We start from the raw sequence: 26,279 nt of genomic DNA, 5'->3' as shown, positions 1-26,279 counted from the left end.
CCAAGCCCCAGGCTGTCAGCTATATTATTATTGATGAACGACCACTTTGCTTACCTGTACCTCCAAACCGGACTGTACCCGCAGGAAATAAACACCAGCGGGCAACTGACTGATATCCAATGATCCGGAATTCTGGCCCTTCACCAGTGTTGTCAGCGTTTCATGCCGGACTCTTCCCTGTAAATCTATCAGCTGTATCACCGCCGGCCCTATCTTATTCCAGTCAATCCTGTATTGCAACTGATGTCCCAGGAGGCACCACCACAACCGCTGCCACAAATCCTTACCGGTCAATAACACCGTTTTTACCTCACTGTATTGAACGCTGCCATCCAGGCCCAGGTACCGGAGCCGGTATTTGGCGATGCCCGGCCAGGGGGTATCATCATACCAACGGTACGTGTTGGCGGCTCCACTGGTTCCATGCGCGGCAACGGTATCCACCGGTGAAAAATGAATCAGGTTGCGCGACCGCTCTATCACAAAAGAGCCGGCATTGATCTCATAAGGGGTATTCCAGCTCAGCAACACTTTGCCGCCATCAACCCCGGCATCGAAACCCTCCAGCGGCAACGGATGCGCCAGCACCCGGAGGTCATAACGACTCAATACAGGGTAGTGATCAGTGGTGGTACTGCTATAACTGTTCACCAGTTGCTGCACCTGCTGCAATACCCGCGCGGACCCTGGCAGATACGCTACCCCGGTTTCGTCTGACCCGATCACATTATCAATGACACTGGAAAAACTGGCGGTGGATCGTTCCCCGGCAAGGCTCAACGGTAAGGTCAACGGTTTATAATGCAGGGTATCCAGCATAAAATCGATATAAGAGGTAGTCGTATCCGGCGCCCGCTCAGTAGTAATGGTGCGGGACAAATCATCATTAAAATCTCCCAGCATAACCAGGTTCTTATAAGGATACTGTGCATCCAGCGTGTCTTTCAGCTCTTTAAGACCGTTTTTCCGGCGGTCCCAGGAAACCAGCTTTTCTGCTTTGGTGCCTGTATTGGCCTTGGCATGCAGCAGTACAAAATGAATCCGGGCAGAATCGTTGTCCAGTTGGGCGGTAGCTTCCATCAGGTAAGGGAAACGGCCGGACGACCAGTTGTAATAAGCCGTGCTGCTGCCTCCCTGGCGTAATACGCCATAGGTACGGATTTTACGGATCACGGACGTCTTATAAACAAAGGCGAGCTTCTGTGCCAGGGCATAATCCACATCAGCAATACTATCTGCATAGGAACCGAAATCCGCCAGGGTATAGCTGTAGCCGGGCAGCTGACTAACAACGGCACGGAAACGGGCGGTGTCCACTACTTCTGCCAGGGCAAAAATATCAGCATCCAGGTATTGCAGTATGCGGGTCACGTTAGCCTGCTGCAGACTGTCATTGGCAGGGTTCTGTACCGGACTGCCAAACCATTCAATATTCCAGTTCACCACTTTGAGCGAACGCAGGGAAGTACCGGTCAACCGGATATGGTTGTCCGTGAAGCCGGGCGCTTTAAACGCCACGTTGCCAATAAACGCGGTATTGGCCGCTGTGGGTACAAACTTCACCCACAACTGCTGTGGTCCTGCCTGGAGGGTGGCAAGCGGGATAGTCAGCTGGTTGCTGAAAGTACTGCTGTCGCCGGACACCCGGAAGCCTGTGGGGACACTGATTTGCAGGTCGCCGGTGAAATCGTTGGCCCAGTAACGGATAGCCTGCGGGGCCGATTGTTGTCCGGACCTGATGTAGTCAAAGTCCAGCGCAGCGGGACTGCTGCTGAGTGTCGGGGCAGGTGCGGCGGTGGTATCTTTCAGACTAAAATCGTCGATAGTCCAGCGGGCAGCCTGCAAAGCAGGGGATGATGTGTAGATAAAAGCGATGTATACGTTTTCCGCTTTATAACCAGAGAGGTTAATGCTTTCGCTGTTGTTCCACACATCGCTGCCGGCGGCAGGGAAACGGCCATTCAGCGTATGCCAGGTGGCATGGCGGGGATCACCGCTGCCACTGTAGTCTGTAGATACCTTCAGCTCGAGGGCCGGACCGGTAAAGGCGGTACGACTGCTGAAATGCAGTAAAGGCACCTGGAAACTGCTCAGGTCAAAGGCCGGCGATATCAGCCAGTCTTCGTTGTCCTGGGCGCCGCCACTGAAACCATTGATCTGAACGGCGTTACTGTTATTTTGTCCGAAGGTGGTGCAGGCCCATGTCTGCGCGCCCTGTACGCTGTATTGGGTAAAACCACCGCTCAGCGCCGTGCTGCCTGTTGGCGTACAGGTATTGAAATCAATGTTCAGTTGCTGGGCGCCGGTAGTGAAATACCATTGGGTACTATCGCTGATGCCGGCAAAGGCGTTGCCGGACAAATCTTTCACCAGGGCGCTGTCGATGGTGATATAATAGTGATGGTAAGGACGCAGCACTTTGTTCAGCGTCAGCTGATTGTTGCTGATGCGCAGTGCCGGATGCGTGATAGGGAATGTATCTGTACGGCCATTATTATGTAGATAAAGATTGCCCTGATTGGCGGCAATGTTTTCATTGAAGATGAGCTGCAAGGGAGTAGCAGGCGATACATCCACCGACTGATTGGCCGGTATCAGGCTGTTGATGACGGGCGGTGTGACATCGCTGCCTGCTCCCTTCACCAGGATATTGTCTACTGCAAAGGAGGGCCTGGAGCCTGAGCCGCTGATCTGGCGGTTGACCCACCGTAGTTGTACCAATGGCTGATTGTTACAGGCCGCAGGTAAAGTAATGCTCACCGGCAATGGTTGCTGTGGCTGCGTAATACCCGATCCTGTCTGTGTAACCGTATTGTTCTGATACGCTGTGCCAGCCACATTTGTGAAACTACCGGTATCGCCTATACGATATTGTAATCCCATTTCGTTGATACGGGTGTTGGCGCTTCCATCGTACGGATTCCTGATAGTCATGGCATCATAACTCACGGTGATGTTTACCTGTCCGCTGGTATTAACAGCCAGTACCAGCGCATTGTCTGCCGATCCGCTGTTCAGGAATCCCAGTTTGCCGCTGTAGTTATATACGCCGTTGGCGGTACCGGAAGCGCTGCCGTTGGGCGTCAGTGCTTTATCTGCCGAAGGGGTGGCAGTATTAAAGCTGCCGCCGGGAGAGCCGCTGAGCGTCCAGCCCTGCCATCCGTCAGGGTACGCTGTGGCGGAAGCGGATAAGGCGTCAAAATTTTCTTCGTAAGGCAGTGATCGCGGCTGTGGCTGACTTTGCGCCGGCAGACGGTCGCTGTAAAGGATGCTCAATAAGATAAAAAAACAGCGTAGAGGTCTTCTCATAGACTACAGTTTTAAGGGGGCTGATTCAGTATTTTGGTCGATTAAATCTACTAAATTGCTTTTGCCTGTCACTGTTTTTATATGATTTAAATGTTAATTTAGGGGGGATTTGTAATATTATTTATTTATTGAATACTGTTATTCCTGTTACAATTGCTCTTGTATATCCGGTTAAATATGATACGATGTTGACATCTTGTCAGCTAACAGCGGGCTGGCATATCGTTTGAAAAAAGTCAGCAGAAAAAAACAGAAAATCAATGCAAAAAGGAGCAATACGTGTTCAAACGGAGAACATTTTCCCCATTATCAAAAAATTCCTCTACTCAGACCATGAGATTTTTATCCGCGAACTGGTTAGTAACGCGGTAGACGCCACTCAAAAGCTGAAAACCCTCTCCAGCGTTGGTGAATTCAAAGGCGAATTAGGCAATATCGACATCGAAGTAAGACTGGATAAAGAAAAGAAGACAATCACCATTGCAGACCACGGTGTGGGTATGACGGCAGAAGAGGTGGATAAATACATTAATCAGGTAGCTTTTTCCGGTGCGGAAGAGTTCCTGAAAAAATATAAAGGCCAGGAAAGCGGTACAAATATCATCGGTCATTTTGGCCTTGGTTTCTACTCTTCCTTCATGGTGAGCAGTGAAGTAGAAATCATTACCAAATCCTGGAAGGAAGGAACATCGGCAGTTCGCTGGGAATGCGACGGCAGCCCGGAATACGAACTGGAAGAAGTAAGCAAGGAAGAAAGAGGCACTGAAATCGTGATGCATATCAACGAAGAAAGTGAAGAATTCCTGGACGAAGGCCGCATCCGTTCTATTCTTACCAAATTCTGTAAATTCCTGCCGGTACCGGTAAAATTTGAAGGTCAGCAGATCAACAATGTGGCGCCCGCCTGGACGAAAAAGCCCAGCGAACTGACTACCGAAGATTACCAGAATTTCTACAAGGAATTATATCCTTTCGCGGAAGCGCCATTGTTCTGGATTCACCTGAATGTGGACTATCCGTTTAACCTCACCGGTATCCTCTATTTCCCGAAAATCACCAAGAGCTACGAAATACAGAAAGATAAAATCAACCTGTATTCCAACCAGGTATATGTAACCGATGAAGTGAAAGATATCGTTCCGGAATTCCTGATGCTGCTGCATGGTGTGATCGATAGCCCGGATATCCCGCTGAACGTAAGCCGTAGCTACCTCCAGGGCGATCCGAACGTGAAAAAAATCAATGCCCACATCACCAAAAAAGTGGCGGACAAACTGGACGAAATGTTCCGTAACGACCGCAAAGGCTTTGAAGAAAAATGGGAGTCCATCGGCCTGTTTGCGAAATACGGCATGATGACCGATGATAAATTCATGGAAAAAGCCAACAAGTTCCTCGTACTGGAAAACGTGGATGGTGGCACTTTCTACACCCGTGAAGAATATAAAACGGCAGCAGAAGCACTGCAAACCAATAAGGAAGGCAAACTGGTGATCCTGTACGCTACCAATCCGGTACAACAGGACAGCTATGTGCAGGCCGCCAAAAACAAAGGTTTTGTAGTAGTGAAAATGGAAACACTGGTAGATGCTGCTTTCATCAGCAATATTGAAGCGAAATGGGAGAACGTACAGTTTACCCGCGTAGATGCTGATATCGCAGATAACCTGATTGATAAGGATGAGAATAATACCACCGTACTGACAGCCGATCAGGAAGGTAAGCTGAAAGACATCTTTACCGCCCAGGTTACCCAGCCTAACATCAAAGTGGAACTGAAAGGATTGAGCGGAGAAGCGCAGCCGGTAATTGTTACCCGTCCTGAATTCATGCGCCGTATGAAAGATATGGCCAGCATGGGCGGCGGCGGTATGAGCTGGTATGCTGCTATGCCGGATGAAATCAACATGACCGTTAACGCGAATCACCCGGTATACCTGAACATCCTGGATGAAAAAGACAACTCCTTACAGGAAAAACAAGTGAAGAACCTGGCCGACCTGGCGCTGTTGTCCCAGAACCTGCTGACAGGCGCCGATCTCACTGCTTTCGTGAACAGGAGCGTGGAACTGATGGCTGGAGTGAAAAAGTAACGCAGTCACGATAAGTTGATGTAAGACAATCTTTCTTTTTCGCTGAATTCTTTTTTCTTTTGCAGAAAGATACTACCTAAAGAAAAAATAGCATTTACTTATAAGAACTGGTCCCCTGGCTTTTAAGCCGGGGGACTTTTAATTAATGGCAGTTATATGAAAAAAAGAAAGATTGTTGTTTTTTACCATATTCTAATCATTGGGATGCTGGGACTCTTGGCCTGCTCAAAGTCCTCAGGAGTTACGCCTGACCCGGTAACACCACCCACAACAACACCTCCTGAAGACACCACCAAACAACCTCCTAAAGACACCGCCATTGTGCTGCCGGCTCCTGCAACCTTTACAGTAGAAGCAGTCAATACCAACGGTCCCAATATTACCCAGTACCTGCTTTACCTGCCGGATGGCTACAATAACGATCCTGCTGCCAAATGGCCGGTCGTTATTTATTTGCATGGCCAGGGCGAAATGGGGACGGATATCAGTGTGCTGCGAAATAGTTCATTGCCCAGAATGGTGAAAGGGAAACCGTTTATATTGGTGGTACCACAATGCACGGCTATCTGGTGGAATATGGACGCGTTGGAAGCATTTTATAAGGTAGTACTTAGCAGATACCGGATAGATGCGGGCAGAATTTATCTTACCGGCATCAGTATGGGTGGTATCCAAACGTGGGACTGGGCAGAGAAATACCCTGCGCATTTTGCGGCCATCATGCCGATTGCCGGCAATGGAGACGTAAAACTTGCCGCTAATATCAGGAACATGCCGGTATGGGCCTTCCATTCAGCGGACGATCCCAGGGTAGGGGTAGCCGGTTCCAGGAATATCATTAATGCGCTGCGGGAACTCGGCAATCCTAACGTTAAATACACGGAATATGCCACCGGTGGCCACGATGCCTGGACGCGGGCCTATAGCACTACGGAATTATATACCTGGCTGCTGGCGCAGAAAAAATAAGCTTTACCGTATAAAATAATAAAGCCCCGGGTGCTGATCCGGGGCTTTATTATTTTATACGGCAGCACTACTCAATTGGAAGCCCTGATGTCAATTACTTTTAGTTGTAGGTTCGTTTGTCCGTTCCACTCATTTTCATCAATGTTAAACACCATATCGAACGGTTTTTTACTGTTGACAACCGGGAATTTGTCGGCCATGTAAAACCCAATACCGGAAAGGGTTGCGCCGGATCTTCCCTGTCTCACGGAAAACTTGATATGTTCTTCTTTTACCAACCGGGAGTAGCCTGTGTCAGTGATGTTCCTGGCCAGGAAAACAGGGCGCAGGTTATCCGGTCCCAGTGGTTCAAACTGTTTCAGGATATTATAAAATGGTGCGGTAATATCTGAGAAATAAATTTCCGTATCAATCGTGATTTCAGGGACCAGCTGATCGGGTCTGATACTATTGGCAACCACCTCTTCAAAACGTTGCTGAAAGGCAGCTACGTTTTCCGGTTTAAGGGTCATGCCGGCTGCATAAAAGTGGCCGCCATAGTTGACCAGGAGGTCCTTACACTGATGGATCGCTTCGTATACATTAAATCCGGTTACTGACCTGGCCGAACCGGCTACCACATCATTGGATTGGGTAAGAATAATGGTAGGACGGTAATAGTATTTATCGATAAGCCGGGAGGCGACAATGCCTACCACTCCTTTGTGCCAGTGCGCCTGGTATAGTACCGTTGATTTCCGCAGGCCGACGGTTTCATCATTCTGCAGCAGGCTGACGGCTTCCTGGGTAATGGTATTATCTATTTCCTTACGGTCAAAGTTGTCGGCGTGCAACACCGCTGCGATGGCAGCCGCTTTTTCCTCATCGTTTTCGATAAAGAGGTTGACCGCCTTGCGGGCGTCATCCATCCGGCCTGCCGCATTGACGCGGGGTGCAATCACAAATACCAGGTTGGAGATAGTCAGTTGTTCCTTCAGTTCACTGAGTGTAATCAGTGCTTTGATACCGGGAAGCGGGCTGCTGTTGACTTTTTTCAGTCCATGAAAAGCCAGTATCCTGTTTTCGCCGGTCATCGGTACAATGTCTGCTGCAATGCTGGTGGCTACCAGATCCAGGTATTGATTGGCTTCACTCATGGGGATGCCCCGTTTCTGGGCGAAGGCACAGATGAGCTTATAGCCGATACCGCATCCGCTGAGTTCCTTGTAAGGGTAGGGGCAGTCGTATTGTTTCGGATTAAGGATAGCTACCGCCGGCGGCACTACTGCATCGGGCAGGTGGTGGTCGCAGATGATGAAATCAATCCCCATGTCCTTGGCTTCGCCGATAAGATCTACCGATTTGATACCACAGTCCAGCGCAATCACCAGGCTGAAGTCATTATCACGGGCATAGGCGATGCCTTCTTTAGAAATGCCATACCCCTCCCGGTAGCGATGAGGGATATAGAATTCAATATTATTGTAGAGTTTGTGTAGAAAAGCGTACACAGTAGCAACGGCGGTACAGCCGTCCACGTCATAGTCGCCGTATATCAATATTTTTTCGTGGCGGAAAAATGCCAGTTCAATGCGGGAGATGGCTTTATCCATATCCTTCATGAGCCATGGATCGTGGAGATCATCGAGCGTGGGGCGAAAAAACTGGCGGGCAGCCTCGTAGGTATGTACATGGCGCTGTACCAGCAGCCTGCACAGCAAGGGATGTATGCGGAGCGATGATTGAAGCGCTTTTTCCTGATTTGGTTGATATGCTTTGACTGTCCAGCGTTTTTGCATTATGTTTTCAGGTAAGAGAAACCGTTTAAAAGAAAAATGTAAAATAATAATGTCACCCGGTAATGGCTGATGGCGTTTGCCAGCGCCATTACAGCTACAGTTTACATTTATTATTTTACATTTTTGATTTTTTCTTCTAAAATGTCCGGTCGGTTGTAAATCTCACCAGTTTTTCCAGGCCATCGCGGATAGCGTTTTGCGGAAATTTGTGCAGGATATCGAGTGCTTCGTCGCGGTATTGCAGCATTTTTTGTTTGGTGTAATCGATACCGCCGGAAGCTTTTACCAGTTGGATCACTTCTTCCACCCGGTCTTTTTCCGTATTGTGATTTTTGACGATGTTGATGATTTTCCGGCGGGTTTCCGGAGTTGCATGTTCCAGGGTGTATATCAGCGGCAGTGTCATTTTCTTTTCACGGATATCGATCCCGGTGGGTTTCCCAATTTTGGCGGAGCCATAGTCAAACAGATCGTCTTTAATCTGGAAGGCGACGCCTACTTTTTCGCCGAACAGGCGCATTTGTTCCGTGGTATGGTCGTCGTTGCTGGCGCTCCATGCGCCGGCGGCGCAGGCAGAGGCCAGAAGGGAGGCTGTTTTACGGCGGATGATTTCAAAATAGATATCTTCCTTTATATTCAGTTTCCTGGTTTTTTCGATCTGGAGCAGTTCCCCTTCACTCATTTCCTTGACGGCTTCAGACAGGATTTGTAAAGACCGGAAGTCATTGTTATTTAATGACAGCAGCAGTCCTTTAGATAATAAATAGTCGCCCACGAGGACGGCTATTTTATTTTTCCATAATGCGTTGATCGAAAATAGTCCCCGGCGTTGGTTGGCATCATCTACCACATCATCATGCACCAGCGTAGCAGTATGCAGCAGTTCAACCAGGGCGGCGGCCCGATAGGTGCTTTCCTGAATCTGATCGCTGAATAACCGGGCAGATAACAGTACGAACATGGGTCGGATCTGTTTTCCTTTCCGCTTCACTATATAATGCATGATCCGGTCCAGTAATGGCACGTGGCTTTTTACTGAATCCGCAAATTTGCCTTCAAAATCCTGTAATTCCTTACCTATCAGTTGCTTGATATCGTCCATGTATAAAATAAAAAGGATTGCTAAGCTAGGTTTTAAATGGGAAACTTTAACATTTTGGCCTTTAATTTGTATATGAAGTATAACATTCCTTTAACACAGGGGTAGGGTTCCTTTAACACAGGCTAAACAATCCTTTAACTTAATGTGGAAATAAGGTATATAAATACTTTCAGTTAAGCTTTAATATTGAAGGACTTATCAATGAAAATAATATTGCAAGAAAAATTTGTATATTCATTTATGATATTTACCTTTGCTAGGTAAAAAACGGGTTATTAGTAAATTTTTAACAGTTTTTAAATAAAACACAATTATGGCAAGCAAAAAGTACTTATTACTGGCAGGCGCTGTGGGGTTACTAACAGCATCTACCGGTTTTGCACAGGTTCAACCAGCCGGCTATGATGCATTGGATTCTTCCAAAGTGTCAGGCAAGCGGTTGGTACAACAAAATAACTTCCTGAACCACCAGTCTAACTTCCCTGCTAAACCTAGGGATATGTGGGAACTGGGTCTTCACGGTGGTTTACACATGATCAGCGGAACTATTCCTGCTCAGCCTGGTTTTGGTGGCGGTATCTCCCTGAGAAAAGCACTGGGTCATACTTTCTCACTGAGAGCTGAGTACACCGGTTCCATCGATAAAGGCCAGGACTACAAACTGCGTCCTACTTTCGCAGCTAACGGCAACCCTTGGGCAGCTACAGCAGCGAAAAATGGTGGTTACATCGTTCCTAACTACCGTTCTCAGAACCACCAGCTGTCTTTGGACGTACTGGCTTCCCTGAGCAACATCCTGTTCTACAGAGCAGAACCTAAAGTTAACTGGTACGTACTGGCTGGTTACTCTATCGTAGCAGCTGACGTTGACGTTGACGCATTGAATGCTAATGGTCAGGGTTACGACTACAGCGGCATCAACTTCACTGCTAAACGTAGTGACATCCGCAAACAACTGAACGACCTGAGAGATAAAAAATACGAGCAAAACGCTCCTTCTCAGGGTAACAGAATTGCGATCGGCCGTCACGACGACAACCAGCTGATCCGTCACGCACTGGACGTAGGTACTGGTGTGGCGTTTAAAGTTTCCAAACGCTTCAACATCGGTATTGAAGAGAAAGTAACGATGCCTTTTGACGCTTACCTGGATGGTTATCCTGGTCCCGGCGGTTCTTCAAAAGACTTCTACTCTTACACTAACGTGCGTTTCAACTTCAACCTGGGTAACGCTTCCAAACGCGTACAGCCTCTCTACTGGATCAACCCACTGGAGTATGCTTACAGCGAGCTGAGCAACCCTCGTCACATGAAACTGCCTACACCGGTTCTGCCTGATGCTGACGGTGATGGCGTAACTGATCAGTTCGACCGCGAACCTAACACTCCTGCAGGTGCACCTGTTGATTCTCACGGTGTTGCTAAGGATACTGACGGTGACGGCGTTCCTGATTACAAAGACAAACAACTGATCACTCCTACTTACTGCCAGCCAGTTGACGCTGACGGTGTTGGTAAATGCCCGGATCCTGAGTGCTGCAAAGGTAAAGTTGCTGAAACTTCCTGCGCTACCCTGGTTCTGCCTAGCGTTTCCTTCAAAGGTGCTTCTACTAAAGTAGGTCGCGATCAGGAAGCTATCCTGGCTTCTGTTGCCTCTACCCTGAAAGCTAACCCTTCTTGCAACGTGCTGGTTACTGGCCACGCAGGTGCTAAAGGTAAAAAAGGTGGTGTTGATCTGAGCAGCCGTCGTGTTGACTCTGTAATCGACTACCTGGCTGACAAACAAGGTATCGACCGCGGTCGCTTCATCAAACAAAACACTCCTGGTGAATCCGGTACTGTTGACTTAGCTCCTGCTAACTAATCAGCACCTCTCACTGAGATGAATAATTTAAAAAGCCTCTCCCGCTCGTTGGGGGAGGCTTTTTAATGCCAAATATCCCCCAAACAGCCTCTTCCTCTGTCACCTTTTTATTGCTGATCTCAATATTTACTCCTAATTTTGGAGGCTTTTTTAAAAATTTTTTTTACGTGGGCATAAACATTAACAGGGTCTCCCTGGCAGGTTTAGTAGTAGCGCTGGGTATCATCTACGGCGACATCGGAACTTCTCCGCTCTATGTTTTTAAAGCTATTGTCGGCGGCAACCCCATCAGCGATCTCCTCGTTATTGGTGGTATCTCTTGTATCATTTGGACCCTAACCTTACAAACTACCGTTAAATACGTTATCCTGACCCTCCGGGCAGATAATAAAGGAGAAGGTGGTATCTTCTCTCTATACGCACTTGTCAGACGACATGCCAAATGGACGGTTATTTTTGGCATGATCGGGGGCGCTGCCCTCCTGGCAGACGGTATCATCACACCACCCATCACCGTAACCTCTGCCATCGAAGGTCTCCGTACCCTCGAGGTATTTAAGGACCTCGGCCAGTTAACCATCGTAAAAATCGTACTCACCATTATCACCGGCCTGTTCATCATGCAACAGTTCGGAACCGTGTCTATCGGCCGCATGTTCGGCCCTATCATGGTACTATGGTTTTCTATGCTGGGTATCCTCGGTATCTCCCATATTACAGACGATTTCGGCATACTCCGCGCCTTTAGCCCGCATTACGCGATCGAACTGCTCACTACCTACCCTAAAGGTTTCCTGATCCTTGGGGCTGTATTCCTTTGTACAACAGGAGCTGAAGCACTCTATTCCGACCTCGGACACTGTGGCAGAGGAAATATCCGGGTATCCTGGATTTTTGTGAAATCCTGCCTGATATTAAACTATCTCGGTCAGGGCGCCTGGCTCCTGACACAAAAAGGACAGATTCTGCCAAAAGATCAGAACCCCTTCTTTATGATCATGCCGGAATGGTTTATCATCTTCGGCGTATTGATCGCTACCATGGCCTCCATCATCGCCAGCCAGGCACTGATATCCGGCTCCTTTACGCTGATAGCAGAAGCCATGCGGCTCAACCTGTGGCCTAAAATGCGGGTGAATTACCCTACGGAAATGCGCGGACAGCTCTATATCCCGGGTATCAATACCATGCTCTTTGTTGGTTGTGCTGCCATCGTTATCCTCTTCCAGGAATCTTCCCATATGGAAGCGGCTTATGGCCTGTCTATTACCATCTGTATGCTCATGACTTCCTGTTTGTTTGCCTTTTATCTATATACCCGAAGAGTGTGGACAGGCTGGATATTGCTATATCTCGTCGTTTATCTCTCCATCGAGTTCTCGTTCCTCTTTGCCAACCTCGTGAAATTTATGCACGGTGGTTATGTGACGGTGGTCGTGGCAGGCGCTCTCTTCCTGGTGATGATCGTCTGGTTTAAATCCCGCAAAATCAAAAACCGCTACGTGGAATTTGTACGGCTGGAAGACTACCTGCCTATTATCCAGGAACTGAGTAATGATACCTCTATCCCTAAATACGCCACTCACCTGGTGTACATGAGCAGCGCGGATAATCCGAAGGAGATAGAACATAAAATCATCTATTCTATCCTCAATAAAAAGCCAAAAAGAGCGGATATCTACTGGTTTGTGCATGTAGATGTGGTGGATGAACCTTATCTCAGTGAATACTCGGTACAAACTATCATTCCTAACGAAGTCATCCGGGTAGAATTCAGGCTCGGTTTCAAAGTGGAACAAAGGATCAACCTGATGTTCAGAATGGTGGTGGAAGACATGGTGCGTAATAAGGAAGTGAATATCACCAGCCGCTACGAATCGCTTAGTAAAAACAATGTGGTCGGCGATTTCCAGTTTATTGTGATGGAAAAATTCCTTTCGCACGATAACGACCTGCCATTATATGAAAGAATGGTCATGAAGATGTATTTCTTCCTGAAAAAGATTAGTCTTTCGGAAGAAAGAGGTTTCGGGCTGGATTCCAGTTATGTGACCATCGAGAAATATCCGCTGGTAGTGGCTCCTGTCACCAACCTGCAACTAAAACGTATTATTCACCACTAATCATTTAGGAATTTAGAGATTTTGATATTTAGATATTTGTGACTCGAAAATCCCGGATTTTTTTAAGATCTTGGAAGTCATAGATTTTGTATGGATTTGTGCTGATAGCAAAATAGCCAAATATCAAAATATCAAAATTTCTAAATTTAGTATGGTGAACAAATTTTTTGGCGTGCTGGTATTACTGGCATTGCAACAAAACGTATGGGCTCAAAGTGGCCCTGCCGGCGACTATCAGGAGCTGCCTGATCCCCGGCCGGTTAACAAAGCTTCCTGGGAAGCTGTAAAAGGCGACCAGCTTCATGTTGCCTTCGGTTCCACCGATATCCGTTATGAAAAAAGAAATGCGCCTGACCAGCAAAGTCTGGCTTCCTCCTGGAGTGCCAAAGCCTGGAAAAACGAGCGGGTACATACACAGTTCCTGATCTGGACCACCCGCCCGCTGAATGCCGTGAGCATTTCCACCAGCGCCCTACAGGGCAGCAAAGGTGCTACCATCCCCGCCAGTGCTATCAGCACGGGTTTTGTCAGGTATGTGATGACCGATGAGCTGAATAAAGACGGCAGCGGTTGCGGCCACCGCAAACCCGAAAATTTTGATTCTTCCCTGGTGGCCGATGGTATTGATATCCAGCGGAGCAAAAACATTGCAGCCTATCAAACGCAGCCGGTATGGCTGAGCATCCAGGTGCCTGCGGGCACTGCGCCGGGCGTATATAAAGGCACCGTAAAAATCAATGCCGGCGGTGCTGAGAGCAGTCTCCCGTATGAAATACAGGTGTTGAATCATACCCTGCCCGCTCCGAAAGACTGGAAGTTTCACCTCGATCTCTGGCAGAGCCCCGACGCGGTGGCCCGTATGTATGGCGTGAAACCCTGGAGCGACGAGCATTTGAAGGCCATGAAACCGTACATGGAAATGCTGGCGAATGCCGGTCAGAAATGTATTACTGCCACCCTCATCTACGATCCCTGGAACAGCCAGACAGAAGATGTGTACGGCACCATGATTAAATGGACCAAAAAGAAAGACGGCAGCTGGTCTTACGACTACAGCATCTTCGACAAATGGGTGCAGTATATGATGGGGCTGGGCATTAAGAAAGAGATCAACTGCTACAGCATGATTCCCTGGAACCTGAAGTTTTATTATTATGATGAAGCCAAAGGCAAAGACACACTGCTGATCGCCAAACCGGGATCGCCGGAATATGCGGCGCATTGGGAGCCTATGCTGAAGGATTTCGCAAAGCACCTGAAAGCCAAAGGCTGGTTTAACATCACCACCATTGCGATGGATGAACGCCCGATGGCAGACATGCAACAGGCGCTGACGGTGATCCGGAAGGCAGATAAGGACTTTAAACTGTCACTGGCTGGTAGTTACCATGCGCCGCTGGATAAAGATATTTATGACTTCTGTGTGGCTTCCAAAGAGCCCTTCCCGGATGAGGTATTGCAGGCGAGACTGAAGAAAGGATGGCCTACTACTTTTTATACTTGTTGTACGGAAGGTTTCCCCAATACCTTTACTTTTTCGCCTCCGGCAGAGGCAGCCTTTATGGGCTGGCATGCTGCTTATAAAGGATATACCGGTTACCTGCGCTGGGCTTTCAACTGTTGGGTAAAAGCGCCGTTACAGGATAGCCGTTTCCGTTCCTGGGCAGCGGGGGACACTTATTTCGTATATCCGGGACCGAGATCTTCCATCCGCTTTGAGCGCCTGGTAGAGGGGGTGCAGGATTATGAAAAAATCCGGATATTGAAAGAAGAGTTCACTAAAAATAATAACCAGGAAGGGTTGAGTAAATTGAAGAAGATGTTATCTCCCTTTGATATCAATGCTCCGAAAGATACGCCGGCAGGCGATTTGCTGAAAGCGGCCAGGGAAACGCTGAATACCTTATAAAGAAAAATCCTCCGGGGAACCGGAGGATTTTCTTTTTAACACAACTAAAAAACAATCAAATGTCCGAATTGGAATATCTCTATGTTCATCAATCGGGCTTCTTCCCATCTAAGAATGTATTGATAGTATTTATTTCGGTGTGGTTGTTCTGGCCCGGATCGCTCACGGTGTAATTGGAGTAGAAGTGTTCGGCGGAGCCGGCACCGTTATCCAGTGTTACATTGCGGCGCAGGTAAGCCGGAACGTTTTCAATTTCCGCGTTGTTGTCCATGTTCTTTACGTTGAAGCTGATGCTGCGCAGTTTAGCGACTCTTTCCGCCTGTTTACGCTTTTGTTCTTCCAGCTCCTCGTAAGAGTGTTGCATGGGCACTTCCGGTGGCAACGGCTGGTGGTTGGGCTCTTCTTCCCTATACACCATTTTCATTTCCGGTGGCGGTGTGTTACCTGGCTCCACATAAATGTGGGTAGGCCGGTTCAGGTACCCGCCGGCGCCTGCGTTGCCCTGTGGTTGTATTATATTCACATTAGGCTGGGCAGGTTGTTGCACATGCTGCGGTTGTACGTGCTGTTGAACAGGTTGTGATGGCTGTTGTGGCTGCACATACTGTTGTTGCTGCGGTATATGTTGTTGTACCGGTTGTTGCTGTACGGGCTGTGGTTCCGGAGCAACCTGCGGCTGTTGGGTAGGCACCTGTTGTACGTTCAGTACATAGTTCTGCCGGGCAGGCGCAATAGGTGCCTGTTGCTGCGGTTGCGGAGGAGTATATCCGGTAACAGGTTCAGGATGGGTTACTACCGGTTCCATCAGGCGTGGGGCCATCAGGTCCTGTGGTTCCTGGAACAGGACACCCTGAGACTGTTGGGTGCTCATTTTTTTCTCATCACCGTCTTTACCCAGTTGCATCACGATTTTAGGTTCGGTGCGTTCAGGGGTGGAAGGTGTCAATTTCATCTGCTGGATGGGTTTCTGTTCAAAACCGGTAGCGATGATAGTAACACCCAGTTTGCGGTCCAGTGACTGGTCGTAACCCACACCCAGGATTACATCGCAATCCTCGCCGGCCTGGCTTTGTACGTAAGCCTGGATAATATCCATTTCATCGAGGGTATGTTCAAATTCACCTTCAGAAGAAGAGATATTGATAAGAATCCATTTGGCGCCGCGGATATCGTTGTCGTTCAGCAGCGGGGAAGTCAGTGCGTCTTCGATAGCACGTTGCGCACGGTTTTCACCTTCTGCGATAGAAGCGCCGAGGATAGCCACACCACCGTTACGCATAACGGTGCAAACGTCGGCAAAGTCCACGTTGATCTGACCGGTAGAGTTGATCACATCGGTGATACATTTGGCGGCGGTAGCCAGTACGTTATCGGCTTTTTCGAAGGCTGCCTTGAATTTCAGGTCACCGAATTTCTGCCTTAATTTATCGTTGGAGATGATGAGCAGGGTATCTACATATTCTTTCAGGCGTTGTACACCTTCATCGGCCTGCAGCATTCTCTTTTTTCCTTCATAAGAAAACGGGGTGGTAACAATACCAACGGTAAGGATACCCAGTTCCTTGCATATCCGCGCGATGATAGGGGCGCCACCGGTTCCGGTGCCACCGCCCATACCGGCAGTGATGAAGGCCATCTTGGTATTCACCTCCAGTATTTTTTTGATTTCTTCAAAGGATTCTTCTGTTGCCTGCTTACCAATTTCGGGATTGGCGCCGGCACCAAGGCCCTGTGTGAGGTGTGGTCCCAACTGTATTTTGTTGGGCACAGGACTGTTAGCAATAGCCTGAGCATCGGTATTACAGATGATAAAATTCACTCCTTCAATGCGTTGGCTATACATATGATTCACCGCATTACTTCCACCGCCACCAATGCCGATGACCTTGATGATAGAAGATTTTTCCTTAGGAAGATCAAAATGTATCATGACTCTATACTTTTATGGGTTAGTACGGATAATTAATAATGAACATGTTAGATGCTGTAAGCGTGTATACTTTGCCGTTAATATGGTTCATTTGTCCTATCATTATTAATTATCGTTCTTAATTCTTTCTTATATATTAAACGTTTGCAGTTCGCAACAATTGCGCCATTTCATATTTACAGTTTAGCATCTTCTTCTTCTGTAAACATGTCAATGATTTTCGTCTTCATTTTATCCAGGAAGTTCTTCAGGGAAGCATTCCTTTCTTTGGCTTTTCTGTCCTGTATTTCCTGGGTGGTGGGGGCTTCTTCTGCCCATTCTTCTTCTTCCTGTTGCGCCAGCGATTGTGCGGCTTGTTCTTTAGCCAGGTAGCTGGTATTAATTTTTATATAATTTTCTTCCAGGGATTTACGGTCATTTTCAAAATCGTTGTAACCTTTGAGTATCAATCCTACGCAGGTAGCGTACATGGGTTTGGTCATTTCATCATCGAACAGGCCGCTGGACAGGTGTTCGTTGGGGAAACCGATGCGTGCGCTGGCGCCGGTAGTGTATTCGGTCAGCTGTATCAGGTGTTTCAGCTGGGAACCGCCACCAGTGAGGATAATACCACCATTCAGCATCTTATTGTCCATACCGATTTGTTTGAGATGATATACTACGAAATCGAGTATTTCACTCATACGGGCCTGGATAATATGTGCCAGGTTTTTCACGGAAATTTCTTTGGGGCTTTGTCCGCGTAAACCAGGAATAGTGATATAGGCGTTGCTTTTCGCTTCGTCGGCCAGTGCATAACCGAATTGAACCTTCATTTGTTCAGCCTGTGTTTTTAACACTCCCAGGCCGTTTTTGATATCATTGGTAATGTTTTCGCCACCATAGGGAATAACGGCAGTATGTTTCAGGATGCCTTCGTAGAACACCGCCAGGTCGGTGGTACCACCACCTATGTCTACAATGGCTACTCCTGCTTCAAAATCCATATCGCACATTACCGCCGCGGCAGATGCCAGCGGTTGCAGCACGAGGTCCCGGATTTTAAGACCGGATTTCTCCACGCTGCGGTTAATGTTACGGATGGCGTTTTTGTCGCCGGTGATAATATGGAAGTTCGCGCCCACCTTTACACCGGACATACCGATAGGATAGGTGATGTTCTGCAAACTGTCCACAATATATTGTTGCGGGATCACATCAATGATTTGATCACTGGCAGGGATAACAGTTTTATACTGATCATTGATCAGCTGGTCAATATCTTTCTGGGATATTTCCGCGTCAACATCATTGCGGACAATATCTCCACGGGTTTGCAAACTTTTGATATGATGACCGGCGATGCCGACATATACTTCATTGATTTCCAGGTGGGGGCTGGAAGCATAACAATTTTCCAGGGCTTGCCTGATAGCTTTGATAGTCTGGTCAATGTTCAGCACCATACCGTGCTGCACACCAAACGATGTAGCTTTACCGAATCCCAGGATTTCCAGTTTCCCGTATTCATTCTTCCGTCCTGCTATGGCAGCAATCTTCGTAGTTCCGATATCGAGACCTACAATGATGGGAGCTTCCTGATTCATGGCGTTGTTTGTTTTTTTGATGTGTTAACAGATTTATTCCCTGGCTTATACACTGCTTTAGGTTGTTGCTTGGCCGGCGCCGTTTTCTCCTGTTTTGCCTTCTCTTTTTTCACGGGCGCTTTAGCCTTCGCTTTGGGGGCAGCTGTTGTTTTTTCAGCTGCCGGTTTTCCGGCTGGTTTGGCGGCCACCGGTGGATGTTCCGGTGGAGTTGCTGCCGTGTTTTTTTCTGCGCTGTCTTCGCTTTCAGCGATGGGCGCTTCATCCGGCACAAACTGTTTAGCCGTGTCTTTGGGTATCACCGGTTGTAATGGTGGTACACCATCTTTACGCGTACATACGACCTCATTCTCAAAAGCGATGTTGATACGCGAATAATTATTCCAGCCTACCTTATTCAGTCCTTCCTTGTAAAAAGCCAGCAGTTTGGTAAATTTTTTTTCAATATCGGCACCTTCACCGAAAACGGTCACCTGATCACCGAGTTTGGGAATGAATTCAAACTTACGGTCGGTAGTAATCATCAGTTGTTCTACCTGTGCCATCCAGAAAGGATCTTTACCGATAAAACGACCCATGTCCACTACCTGGGCGGCCAGCAGGCTGTCGGTCCGCTGCAGCTTGTCCGCGTCTGTGGGAAAGCCGGTAAATACCGGTACCCTGGCGGCGTAACGGGATGATACCGGTATACGCTCTGCTGCTTCGTCGAGGTAAAAGCTGTTGCCCGAAAAGGTAAACACCCTGGCTACCGGTTCCCGCTGTGTAACTTTAATATGCAGTTCCTGTTTGCTGTTGAAATAGATCTCTGCATTTTTTACCCAGGGGTCCTGGTCCACCACTGCTTCCAGTGACCGGATGTTGATGTCCCGGATAGGTTTCCCTACCGGATTCAGTGCCTTGTCTTTCGTTAACAAAGACCGTATATCCTTGGCTTCTATGAAAAAGTTATCGTCCCTCCCTTCAAACTTTACCTGGATGCCTTTACAGATACCGGATTCCTTGTCTTTATTGGCCGCTGCCAGGAGGATAATAAAGCCCGTCAACACAAGCACCCAAAGGAGCAGTGCGCCCAGTCTTTTTAATATCGTCGTGGTTTTAGCCAATGTTTTTTTCTATTTAGTGAAGCAGTTGACTGATCGGTCCTTTTAACTGGTCAATATCGCCTGCTCCGGCTGTGATTAATAAGGGGACAGGCGTCTTTTTCAGCCAGTCCAGTACTTCTTCTTTTTGCATGATCTGCACCGGCACCGTAATCTTTTCCGCCAGTATCTCGCTGGTAACGCCTTCAATCGGCAGTTCCCTCGCCGGATAAATAGGCAGCAGGATCACATCATCTGCCAGTGACAGGCTTTCTGCGAAACCATCAGCCAGGTCACGGGTACGGCTGAACAGGTGCGGTTGAAATATTACGGTACACTGTCTTCCCGGAAACAATGCCTTGGCACTGGTGATCAGCGCGCGCAGCTCTTCCGGGTGATGGGCGTAATCGTCTATATACACCTGGCGCTCGTTTTTGATCACATATTCAAAGCGCCTTTTAATGCCTTTGAAACTTTCCATCGCCGCTCTGATCTTATCTGCGTCAATACCCAGCAAATGCGCTACGGTAATGGCTGCTACGGCATTTTCCACGTTGTGCATACCGCCGATGTGCAACCGTATATTGTCAATCATCCAGTCCTGCTGCATCACATCAAACTCATATCCACCGTTGATCATCCTGATGTTGGCTGCGTAAGCGTTGGCAGCATCGTTTTGTAAACTATACAGCAGTTTGTTGTCTGCTTTCAGCTCATTTCCGCGATGCAGGCCGAACTTAGCAATCAGCGTGCCATTGGGCTTAATGTTGTGCGTATAGGTGATAAATGCTTCTTCCATCGCTTCCGGCGTGCCGTAAATATCCAGGTGATCTGCATCCATGGCAGTCAGTACGGCGATATCCGGACTTAATTTCAGAAAGGAGCGGTCATACTCGTCAGCTTCAATAACCGCTACTGCTTTTTCACTGCTCCAGAAATTTTTATCGTAGTTCACGCTGATGCCTCCCAGGAAAGCGTTGCAACCGTAACCGCTGTCGGTAAGCAGGTGTGCGATCATGGTAGAAACGGTGGTTTTACCATGGGTACCTGCCACGGTGATGGCAAACAGTGAACGGGTAACTTCCTGTAATACATCGCTGCGTTTTACTACTTCAAAGCCATGTTCCCGGTACCACTTCAGTTCTTCATGGGTAGCAGGAATAGCCGGCGTATATACGACCAGGTTAGCTTTGGTGTCCAGTGCAGTAATATCGTCTGTATAATGGATTTGCATACCTTCTGCTTCCAGCTGCCTTGTCAGCGCTGTAGCAGTACGGTCATAACCGCTCACGGCCACTCCTTTTTGGTTAAAGAAGCGGGCGATGGCGCTCATGCCGATGCCACCGATGCCGATGAAATAAACCCGTTGTATGTTGTTCAAATCCATATGAATCCTAAATCCCTGAATATCAAAATCAAAAAATACTTATTACTTCTTTTGCAATCACCATATCTGCGTTGGGATTACCCATTTCGCCGATATTTCTCTCCAGTTGTTCCATCAGCGCCCTGTTCTGCAGCAGGCTAAACAGCACGTTGGAGAGTTGTGCGCCCACTTCATCGTTTTTAATCATCAGCCCTGCGTCTTTGTTCACCAGGTTCATGGCGTTGGAGGTCTGATGATCTTCCGCTGCAAACGGATACGGCACAAAGATGACCGGTTTTTTCACCACACAGAGCTCGGCGATGGCCAGGGCTCCTGCGCGGGACAGTACCACGTCTGCCGCTTTGTACGCGAAGTCCATTACATTGATGAACTCATGTACTTTGATGTGGCTGGCGTAAGGGGCTGCCGCTGCTTTAGCAGTTTCATAAAACGGCTTACCGGTTTGCCAGATCAGCTGCAGGTCTTTCTGCACCAGGGTAGGCAACAACGGGAGTAATGCTTCGTTGATGGCCTTGGCGCCCAAACTGCCGCCTACGGCGAAGATGGTCTGTTTCCGATTGCTCAGTCCAAAGTGTTGCAGGGCATCTTCTTTACTGACGGCGGATTGTGTGATATTATTCCTGACAGGATTGCCGGTGAAAACAATCTTATCTGCCGGGAAAAATTTGTCCATGCCATCATAAGCGACACAGATTTTCTTTGCATGCTTACCCAATATCTTGTTGGTTTTGCCGGCGAAAGAATTCTGTTCCTGTATCAGCGTCGGAATACCATTTTTCTGTGCCCTTCTCAGCATGGGGAAACTGGCATATCCGCCAACACCCACTACTGCGTCCGGTTTAAATTCCGCCAGGATATTTTTGGCCTGCCGGAGACTTTTCCAGATTTTGAAAGGCAGCAGTATATTTTTAAAAATATTGCTACGGTTAAAACCAGCTATTTCCAATCCTTTGATGGGGTACCCTGCCTGGGGTACTTTCTCCATTTCCATTTTACCGGCGGCGCCCACAAAGAGGATGTCGATATCCGGCTGGATTTTTTTCAACGCATTGGCAATCGCTATCGCCGGGAAGATATGTCCTCCCGTGCCACCACCTGCTATAATCACTTTGCGTTGCATGTTCTTCAGTTACGATTGATGTTCAATTCTGTTTTATATAGATACGCATTAAGCTACCGCAGCGTTTTCTGCATTAGCCGCCATCACGCGTTCCAGTCTTTCTTTTTCTGCCTGTTTACCTTCCATTTCCTCCACATTACGCGCCACACTCAGGATAATACCGATGGCCATGCTGGTGAAGAGTACGGAAGAACCTCCCATACTTACCAGCGGGAGTGGTAACCCTGTAACGGGGAACAGCTGGACGTTCACCGCCATATTGGTCAACGCCTGTATCACCAGCGTTACGCTGAGGCCCAGTGCCAGGAAGGCCCCGAAGGCATACGGACATTTTTTATAGATCCGTATACAACGCAGCAGCAATACCATGTAAGCCGCCAGTATCAGGAATCCGCCGAACAGGCCATATTCTTCAATGATAGTGGCGTAGATATAGTCGGAGTAGGCGTGTGGCAAAAAGTTACGTTGTGTACTGTTGCCGGGGCCTTTTCCGAGAAACCCGCCGCCTGCGATAGCGATATTGGCTTGTTGCACCTGGTAGGGTACTTCTGTATGATCATCATTCATGAAGCTGTCCAGGCGCTTTTCCCAGGTTTTGGTACGCATCTCCATCCCGGAAATTTTAGCGATGGCAAACATCAGTACAATAGCCAACGCCCCTGCAGCAACCATGCCCGCGAGGAATTTTACCGGTACCCTGCCAATGAAGCACAGCAGCATGCAGCTGGCCATTAACAGCAAAGCCGTGCTCATATTAGCCGGCATAATAAGTACGCAGATAACGCCTACTGGTATGATGATGGGCAGAAACCCCTTTTTAAAATCGTCGATCACGTTTTGCCTTCTGGACAACTGCCGGCTGACATACATGAAGATGGCCAGTTTGGCGACGTCCGATGTCTGGAAGGTCAGGTTGATGATCGGTAGCCGTATCCACCGGCTGGCATCGTTGATATGCGAACCGAAGGCCAGCGTGTACACCAGTAGCGGTATCGATATCAGGAAGCCCACCTGCGCTACCCGCGAATAGATGGTATAGTTGACCCGGTGCGCAAAGTAAGTGATCACCAGGCCCATTCCCAGTACGATGAGCTGCTTCAGGAGGTAGTACTCCGTATGGCCGCCCCGTTCGCGGTAGGCGAGTGAACCGGTTGCGCTATACACAGCCAGCAGGCTCACCAGCGATAGAAAAATAACTATCGTCCAGATGACCTTATCGCCTTTTGTTCTATAGAGCAATCCGTTCATATTTGTTAATAATTTCGTTTAATCTTTTCCGTTATTCAACCCTTTTACCCGCAACCCCAGGTGTATTATAATGCTTTCACCGCTTCCTTGAACTTCCGGCCCCTGTCTTCATAATTTTTAAACAGGTCGAAGCTGGCGCAGGCGGGAGAGAGCATTACCACATCGCCTTTGGCGGCTTGTGCAAAAGCTTCGCGTACCGCGTCCATCATGCTGGAAGTGCTGATCATCACGGGTGTATCTTTTGATAACGCGTCGATGATCGGTGTGTTGTCCACGCCCATGCAAATAATGGCTTTTACTTTTTCCTTCACCAGGTCGCGGATAGCGGAATAGTCGTTGCCTTTGTCCACACCGCCCATGATCAGTACAATGGGTTTTTCAATGCTTTCCAGGGCAAACCATACGGAGTTAACGTTGGTAGCCTTGCTGTCATTGATAAAATCCACGCCTTTCACGGTGGTTACGTATTCCATGCGGTGTTCGAGGCTTTTAAAGGATGCCAGGCTTTCCCGGATTTTTTCTTTTCTGATATCCATGGTTCTGCCTGCAATTGCTGCTGCCATCGAATTATACAGATTGTGTTTCCCTTTTAGCGCCAGGTCATACATGGACATGATGACCGGCTCTCCGTCAACCAGTATTTGCAACTGCTCGTTGGCGATAGAACCGCCTTCTTTCAGTGGTTTCATGATGGTAAAAGGTATTAATGTTGAATAAATGGGTTGCTGCGCCAAATGCTGCATGATCTCCGCATCGTCCATACAATAGATGAAATAATCTTCTTTTGTCTGGTTCATAGCGATCCTGAACTTGGAGGCTACATAATTTTCCATTTTGTAGTCGTACCGGTCCAGGTGATCAGGCGTAATGTTGAGCAGGATGGCTACGTTGGGTTTGAATTCCACGATGTCATCCAGCTGAAAGCTGCTGATTTCAATCACATAATACTCCGCTGGGGCGGTTGCCACCTGCCTGGCATAACTAACGCCAATGTTGCCTACCATGGCCACGTTCAGTCCTGCCGTTTTAAAAATATGGTAGGTGAGGGCGGTGGTGGTGCTTTTGCCGTTGCTGCCGGTGATGGCAATAATCTTTTTACCTTTTGAAAAACGGTAGGCCAGTTCAATTTCGGAGATGACAGGTACACCTTTTTCGCGTACTTTTTTCATCAGCTCGGTTTTTTCAGGAATACCCGGACTTTTCACGATTTCGTCTGCATCCAGGATTTTATCCCACGAGTGATGGCCTTCTTCGAAAGGAATGTGGTTTACCGCCAGTTCCTGTTTATAGTTGTCTTTGATAGTACCGCCTTCAGACACAAAAACATCATACCCCTGCTGTTTGCCCAGCAAGGCTGCTCCGATCCCGCTTTCTCCTGCTCCTAATATGATAAGTTGATGTGCCATTTTTCGTATATACTTCTTTGTTAGTTCTTTGGTTTTATAATTATCTCATTTTCAGTGTCGCGATTGTAAATACCACACACATGATAGTCACAATCCAGAACCTTACGGATATTTTGCTTTCGTGATAACCGAGTTTCTGATAGTGGTGATGCAGGGGCGACATTTTCAGGATGCGCCGGCCTTCACCGTATTTTTTCTTGGTGTATTTGAAGTAAGACACCTGCAGCATTACTGACAGGAGCTCTACGAGAAACACACCACAGAAGATGGGTATCAGTAGTTCTTTGCGGACGATAAATGCCAGCGCTGCAATGATACCACCCAGGGCCAGGCTACCGGTATCCCCCATAAATACCTGTGCAGGGTAAGCGTTGTACCAGAGGAAACCAACGCAGGCGCCTACAAAGGCCGCGATAAAAATGGACAGTTCGCCCAGGTCGGGGATGTACATGATATTGAGGTACTCCGCAAACTGGATATTGCCCGATACATAAGCAAAAATGCCGAGACATACTCCTATGATGCCCGACACTCCCGTTGCTAGTCCATCCAGCCCGTCCGTTATGTTTGCGCCGTTGGATACGGCGGTGATGATAAAGATGACGATCAGGATATAGACAACGAACGTGTATTTTTCTGCGCCGGGAATCCAGGAAATCAATTTAGCGTAGTTGAATTCGTGGTTCTTCACAAACGGGATGGTGGTGATCGGTGTTTTCACATCCACAAACCGTTGTCCGTCGCGGGTCACTCTTTCCGGGTGATTCGTGGGCCTTCTTTCATAGGCCGCCAGTTTCTGGGCGCCCATCAGTTCGCGGGACACCACTACGTCGTTATTGAAATACAGGGTAGTACCTACAATGAGGCCGAGTCCTATTTGTCCGAGTATTTTAAAACGGCCTGCCAGCCCTTCCTTGTTCTTTTTAAATACTTTGATATAATCATCCACAAAACCGATGAGGCCTAACCAAACAGTACACAGCAGTACCAGCCAGATATACACATTGGCTACCTGTGCAAACAGGAGGGTGGGTATGATGATCGCAGCGAGGATGATGAGGCCGCCCATAGTAGGGGTGCCCTTCTTGGAATTTTCTCCCTGAAGGCCCAGCTCGCGGATCGTTTCACCGATTTGTTTGCGTTGCAGGAATTTGATGATTCGTTTACCCAACAACAGGGTAATGATCAGCGATAGCAACAGGGCCATCGTTACCCGGAAGGTGATAAACTGGAACATACCACCACCGATGATGCTGATCTTAAATTCTGTTTTCAGGTAATTTAAAAAATAATATAACATATGTTTTAGTCGGAGCCCCCCCATCCGCCTCATTTGGATGGGTGGCTTTTAAGTCATTGAGTTATTAAGTATTATTCCG

Annotated in this window: 16 protein-coding genes; 5 read left to right on the top strand and 11 right to left on the bottom strand. The window is 48.0% G+C overall.

The annotated features are described in order from the left end of the window. Positions 1-27: 27 nt before the first annotated feature. Entirely contained in the window at positions 28-3,309 is a 3,282-nt protein-coding gene (locus ICL07_RS10445) for a T9SS-dependent choice-of-anchor J family protein (protein WP_188087846.1), read from the bottom strand. Positions 3,310-3,569: 260 nt separating this feature from the next. Between ICL07_RS10445 and htpG the strand changes: the two genes are divergently transcribed. Together htpG and ICL07_RS10435 are read left to right on the top strand one after the other, a co-directional pair. After that, positions 3,570-5,402 (top strand): molecular chaperone HtpG, encoded by a 1,833-nt coding sequence (gene htpG, locus ICL07_RS10440; protein WP_188087845.1) that lies wholly within the window; start codon positions 3,570-3,572, stop codon positions 5,400-5,402. Positions 5,403-5,606: 204 nt separating this feature from the next. Beyond that, positions 5,607-6,371: a carboxylesterase family protein gene (locus ICL07_RS10435; RefSeq protein ID WP_188087844.1), complete on the top strand. Its 765-nt coding sequence runs from the start codon at positions 5,607-5,609 to the stop codon at positions 6,369-6,371. 71 nt (positions 6,372-6,442) lie between these two features. Here ICL07_RS10435 and recJ read toward each other — a convergent pair whose 3' ends face one another. Beyond that, positions 6,443-8,149, bottom strand: coding sequence for a single-stranded-DNA-specific exonuclease RecJ (recJ, locus tag ICL07_RS10430; protein WP_188087843.1), 1,707 nt, complete (start codon positions 8,147-8,149; stop codon positions 6,443-6,445). A 136-nt stretch (positions 8,150-8,285) separates the two neighbouring features. Continuing rightward, positions 8,286-9,251 (bottom strand): polyprenyl synthetase family protein, encoded by a 966-nt coding sequence (locus ICL07_RS10425; protein WP_188087842.1) that lies wholly within the window; start codon positions 9,249-9,251, stop codon positions 8,286-8,288. Positions 9,252-9,564: 313 nt separating this feature from the next. On the opposite strand from ICL07_RS10425, the gene ICL07_RS10420 reads away from it, so the two are divergent. The 3 genes from ICL07_RS10420 (at position 9,565) to ICL07_RS10410 (ending at position 15,147) form a co-directional block, all read left to right on the top strand. Continuing rightward, positions 9,565-11,115: an OmpA family protein gene (locus ICL07_RS10420; RefSeq protein ID WP_188087841.1), complete on the top strand. Its 1,551-nt coding sequence runs from the start codon at positions 9,565-9,567 to the stop codon at positions 11,113-11,115. 167 nt (positions 11,116-11,282) lie between these two features. Beyond that, positions 11,283-13,238, top strand: a complete 1,956-nt coding sequence (locus ICL07_RS10415; protein ID WP_343071004.1) for a KUP/HAK/KT family potassium transporter — start codon at positions 11,283-11,285, stop codon at positions 13,236-13,238. Between the two features lie 151 nt (positions 13,239-13,389). Then, the gene (locus ICL07_RS10410; protein WP_188087839.1) at positions 13,390-15,147 is read left to right on the top strand and encodes a DUF4091 domain-containing protein; all 1,758 of its coding nucleotides are present in this window, start codon (positions 13,390-13,392) and stop codon (positions 15,145-15,147) included. Between the two features lie 88 nt (positions 15,148-15,235). On the opposite strand, the gene ftsZ is transcribed toward ICL07_RS10410, so the two are convergent. The 8 genes from ftsZ to mraY all read right to left on the bottom strand — a co-directional run bounded on the left by ftsZ (position 15,236) and on the right by mraY (position 26,200). Beyond that, positions 15,236-17,077 (bottom strand): cell division protein FtsZ, encoded by a 1,842-nt coding sequence (gene ftsZ, locus ICL07_RS10405; RefSeq protein WP_188087838.1) that lies wholly within the window; start codon positions 17,075-17,077, stop codon positions 15,236-15,238. Positions 17,078-17,253: 176 nt separating this feature from the next. Next, positions 17,254-18,663 carry a cell division protein FtsA gene (ftsA, locus tag ICL07_RS10400; RefSeq protein WP_188087837.1) on the bottom strand — a complete coding sequence of 470 codons (1,410 nt, stop codon included), beginning with the start codon at positions 18,661-18,663 and terminating at the stop codon, positions 17,254-17,256. After that, complete coding sequence (locus ICL07_RS10395) at positions 18,660-19,763, bottom strand: cell division protein FtsQ/DivIB (RefSeq protein WP_188087836.1); 1,104 nt, start codon at positions 19,761-19,763, stop codon at positions 18,660-18,662. Before ICL07_RS10395 ends, ftsA begins: the two co-directional genes overlap by 4 nt. 13 nt (positions 19,764-19,776) lie before the next feature. After that, positions 19,777-21,126, bottom strand: coding sequence for a UDP-N-acetylmuramate--L-alanine ligase (murC, locus tag ICL07_RS10390; RefSeq protein WP_188087835.1), 1,350 nt, complete (start codon positions 21,124-21,126; stop codon positions 19,777-19,779). Positions 21,127-21,154: 28 nt separating this feature from the next. Then, positions 21,155-22,246, bottom strand: coding sequence for an undecaprenyldiphospho-muramoylpentapeptide beta-N-acetylglucosaminyltransferase (gene murG, locus ICL07_RS10385; RefSeq protein WP_188087834.1), 1,092 nt, complete (start codon positions 22,244-22,246; stop codon positions 21,155-21,157). Between the two features lie 48 nt (positions 22,247-22,294). Continuing rightward, on the bottom strand, positions 22,295-23,494 hold the full coding sequence (locus ICL07_RS10380; protein WP_188087833.1) for an FtsW/RodA/SpoVE family cell cycle protein: 1,200 nt from the start codon (positions 23,492-23,494) through the stop codon (positions 22,295-22,297). A 65-nt stretch (positions 23,495-23,559) separates the two neighbouring features. Continuing rightward, the gene (gene murD / locus ICL07_RS10375; protein ID WP_188087832.1) at positions 23,560-24,900 is read right to left on the bottom strand and encodes a UDP-N-acetylmuramoyl-L-alanine--D-glutamate ligase; all 1,341 of its coding nucleotides are present in this window, start codon (positions 24,898-24,900) and stop codon (positions 23,560-23,562) included. Between the two features lie 40 nt (positions 24,901-24,940). Further along, positions 24,941-26,200, bottom strand: coding sequence for a phospho-N-acetylmuramoyl-pentapeptide-transferase (gene mraY / locus ICL07_RS10370; RefSeq protein ID WP_188087831.1), 1,260 nt, complete (start codon positions 26,198-26,200; stop codon positions 24,941-24,943). Positions 26,201-26,279: the final 79 nt, after the last annotated feature.

The organism is Chitinophaga qingshengii, assembly GCF_014529935.1.
Taxonomy (GTDB): Bacteria; Bacteroidota; Bacteroidia; order Chitinophagales; family Chitinophagaceae; genus Chitinophaga; species Chitinophaga qingshengii.
The sequence above is the reverse complement of the archived record's forward strand: the minus strand, read 5'-3'. Positions and strand labels throughout refer to the sequence as shown.

Bases quoted from the DNA above. Each gene is read 5' to 3' on its own strand.
- ICL07_RS10445 (WP_188087846.1), bottom strand. From the start codon at position 3,309: ATGAGAAGACCTCTACGCTGTTTTTTTATCTTATTGAGCATCCTTTAC.
- htpG (WP_188087845.1), top strand. From the start codon at position 3,570: ATGCAAAAAGGAGCAATACGTGTTCAAACGGAGAACATTTTCCCCATT.
- ICL07_RS10435 (WP_188087844.1), top strand. From the start codon at position 5,607: ATGCTGGGACTCTTGGCCTGCTCAAAGTCCTCAGGAGTTACGCCTGAC.
- recJ (WP_188087843.1), bottom strand. From the start codon at position 8,149: ATGCAAAAACGCTGGACAGTCAAAGCATATCAACCAAATCAGGAAAAA.
- ICL07_RS10425 (WP_188087842.1), bottom strand. From the start codon at position 9,251: ATGGACGATATCAAGCAACTGATAGGTAAGGAATTACAGGATTTTGAA.
- ICL07_RS10420 (WP_188087841.1), top strand. From the start codon at position 9,565: ATGGCAAGCAAAAAGTACTTATTACTGGCAGGCGCTGTGGGGTTACTA.
- ICL07_RS10410 (WP_188087839.1), top strand. From the start codon at position 13,390: ATGGTGAACAAATTTTTTGGCGTGCTGGTATTACTGGCATTGCAACAA.
- ftsZ (WP_188087838.1), bottom strand. From the start codon at position 17,077: ATGATACATTTTGATCTTCCTAAGGAAAAATCTTCTATCATCAAGGTC.
- ftsA (WP_188087837.1), bottom strand. From the start codon at position 18,663: ATGAATCAGGAAGCTCCCATCATTGTAGGTCTCGATATCGGAACTACG.
- murC (WP_188087835.1), bottom strand. From the start codon at position 21,126: ATGGATTTGAACAACATACAACGGGTTTATTTCATCGGCATCGGTGGC.
- murG (WP_188087834.1), bottom strand. From the start codon at position 22,246: ATGCAACGCAAAGTGATTATAGCAGGTGGTGGCACGGGAGGACATATC.
- ICL07_RS10380 (WP_188087833.1), bottom strand. From the start codon at position 23,494: ATGAACGGATTGCTCTATAGAACAAAAGGCGATAAGGTCATCTGGACG.
- murD (WP_188087832.1), bottom strand. From the start codon at position 24,900: ATGGCACATCAACTTATCATATTAGGAGCAGGAGAAAGCGGGATCGGA.
- mraY (WP_188087831.1), bottom strand. From the start codon at position 26,200: ATGTTATATTATTTTTTAAATTACCTGAAAACAGAATTTAAGATCAGC.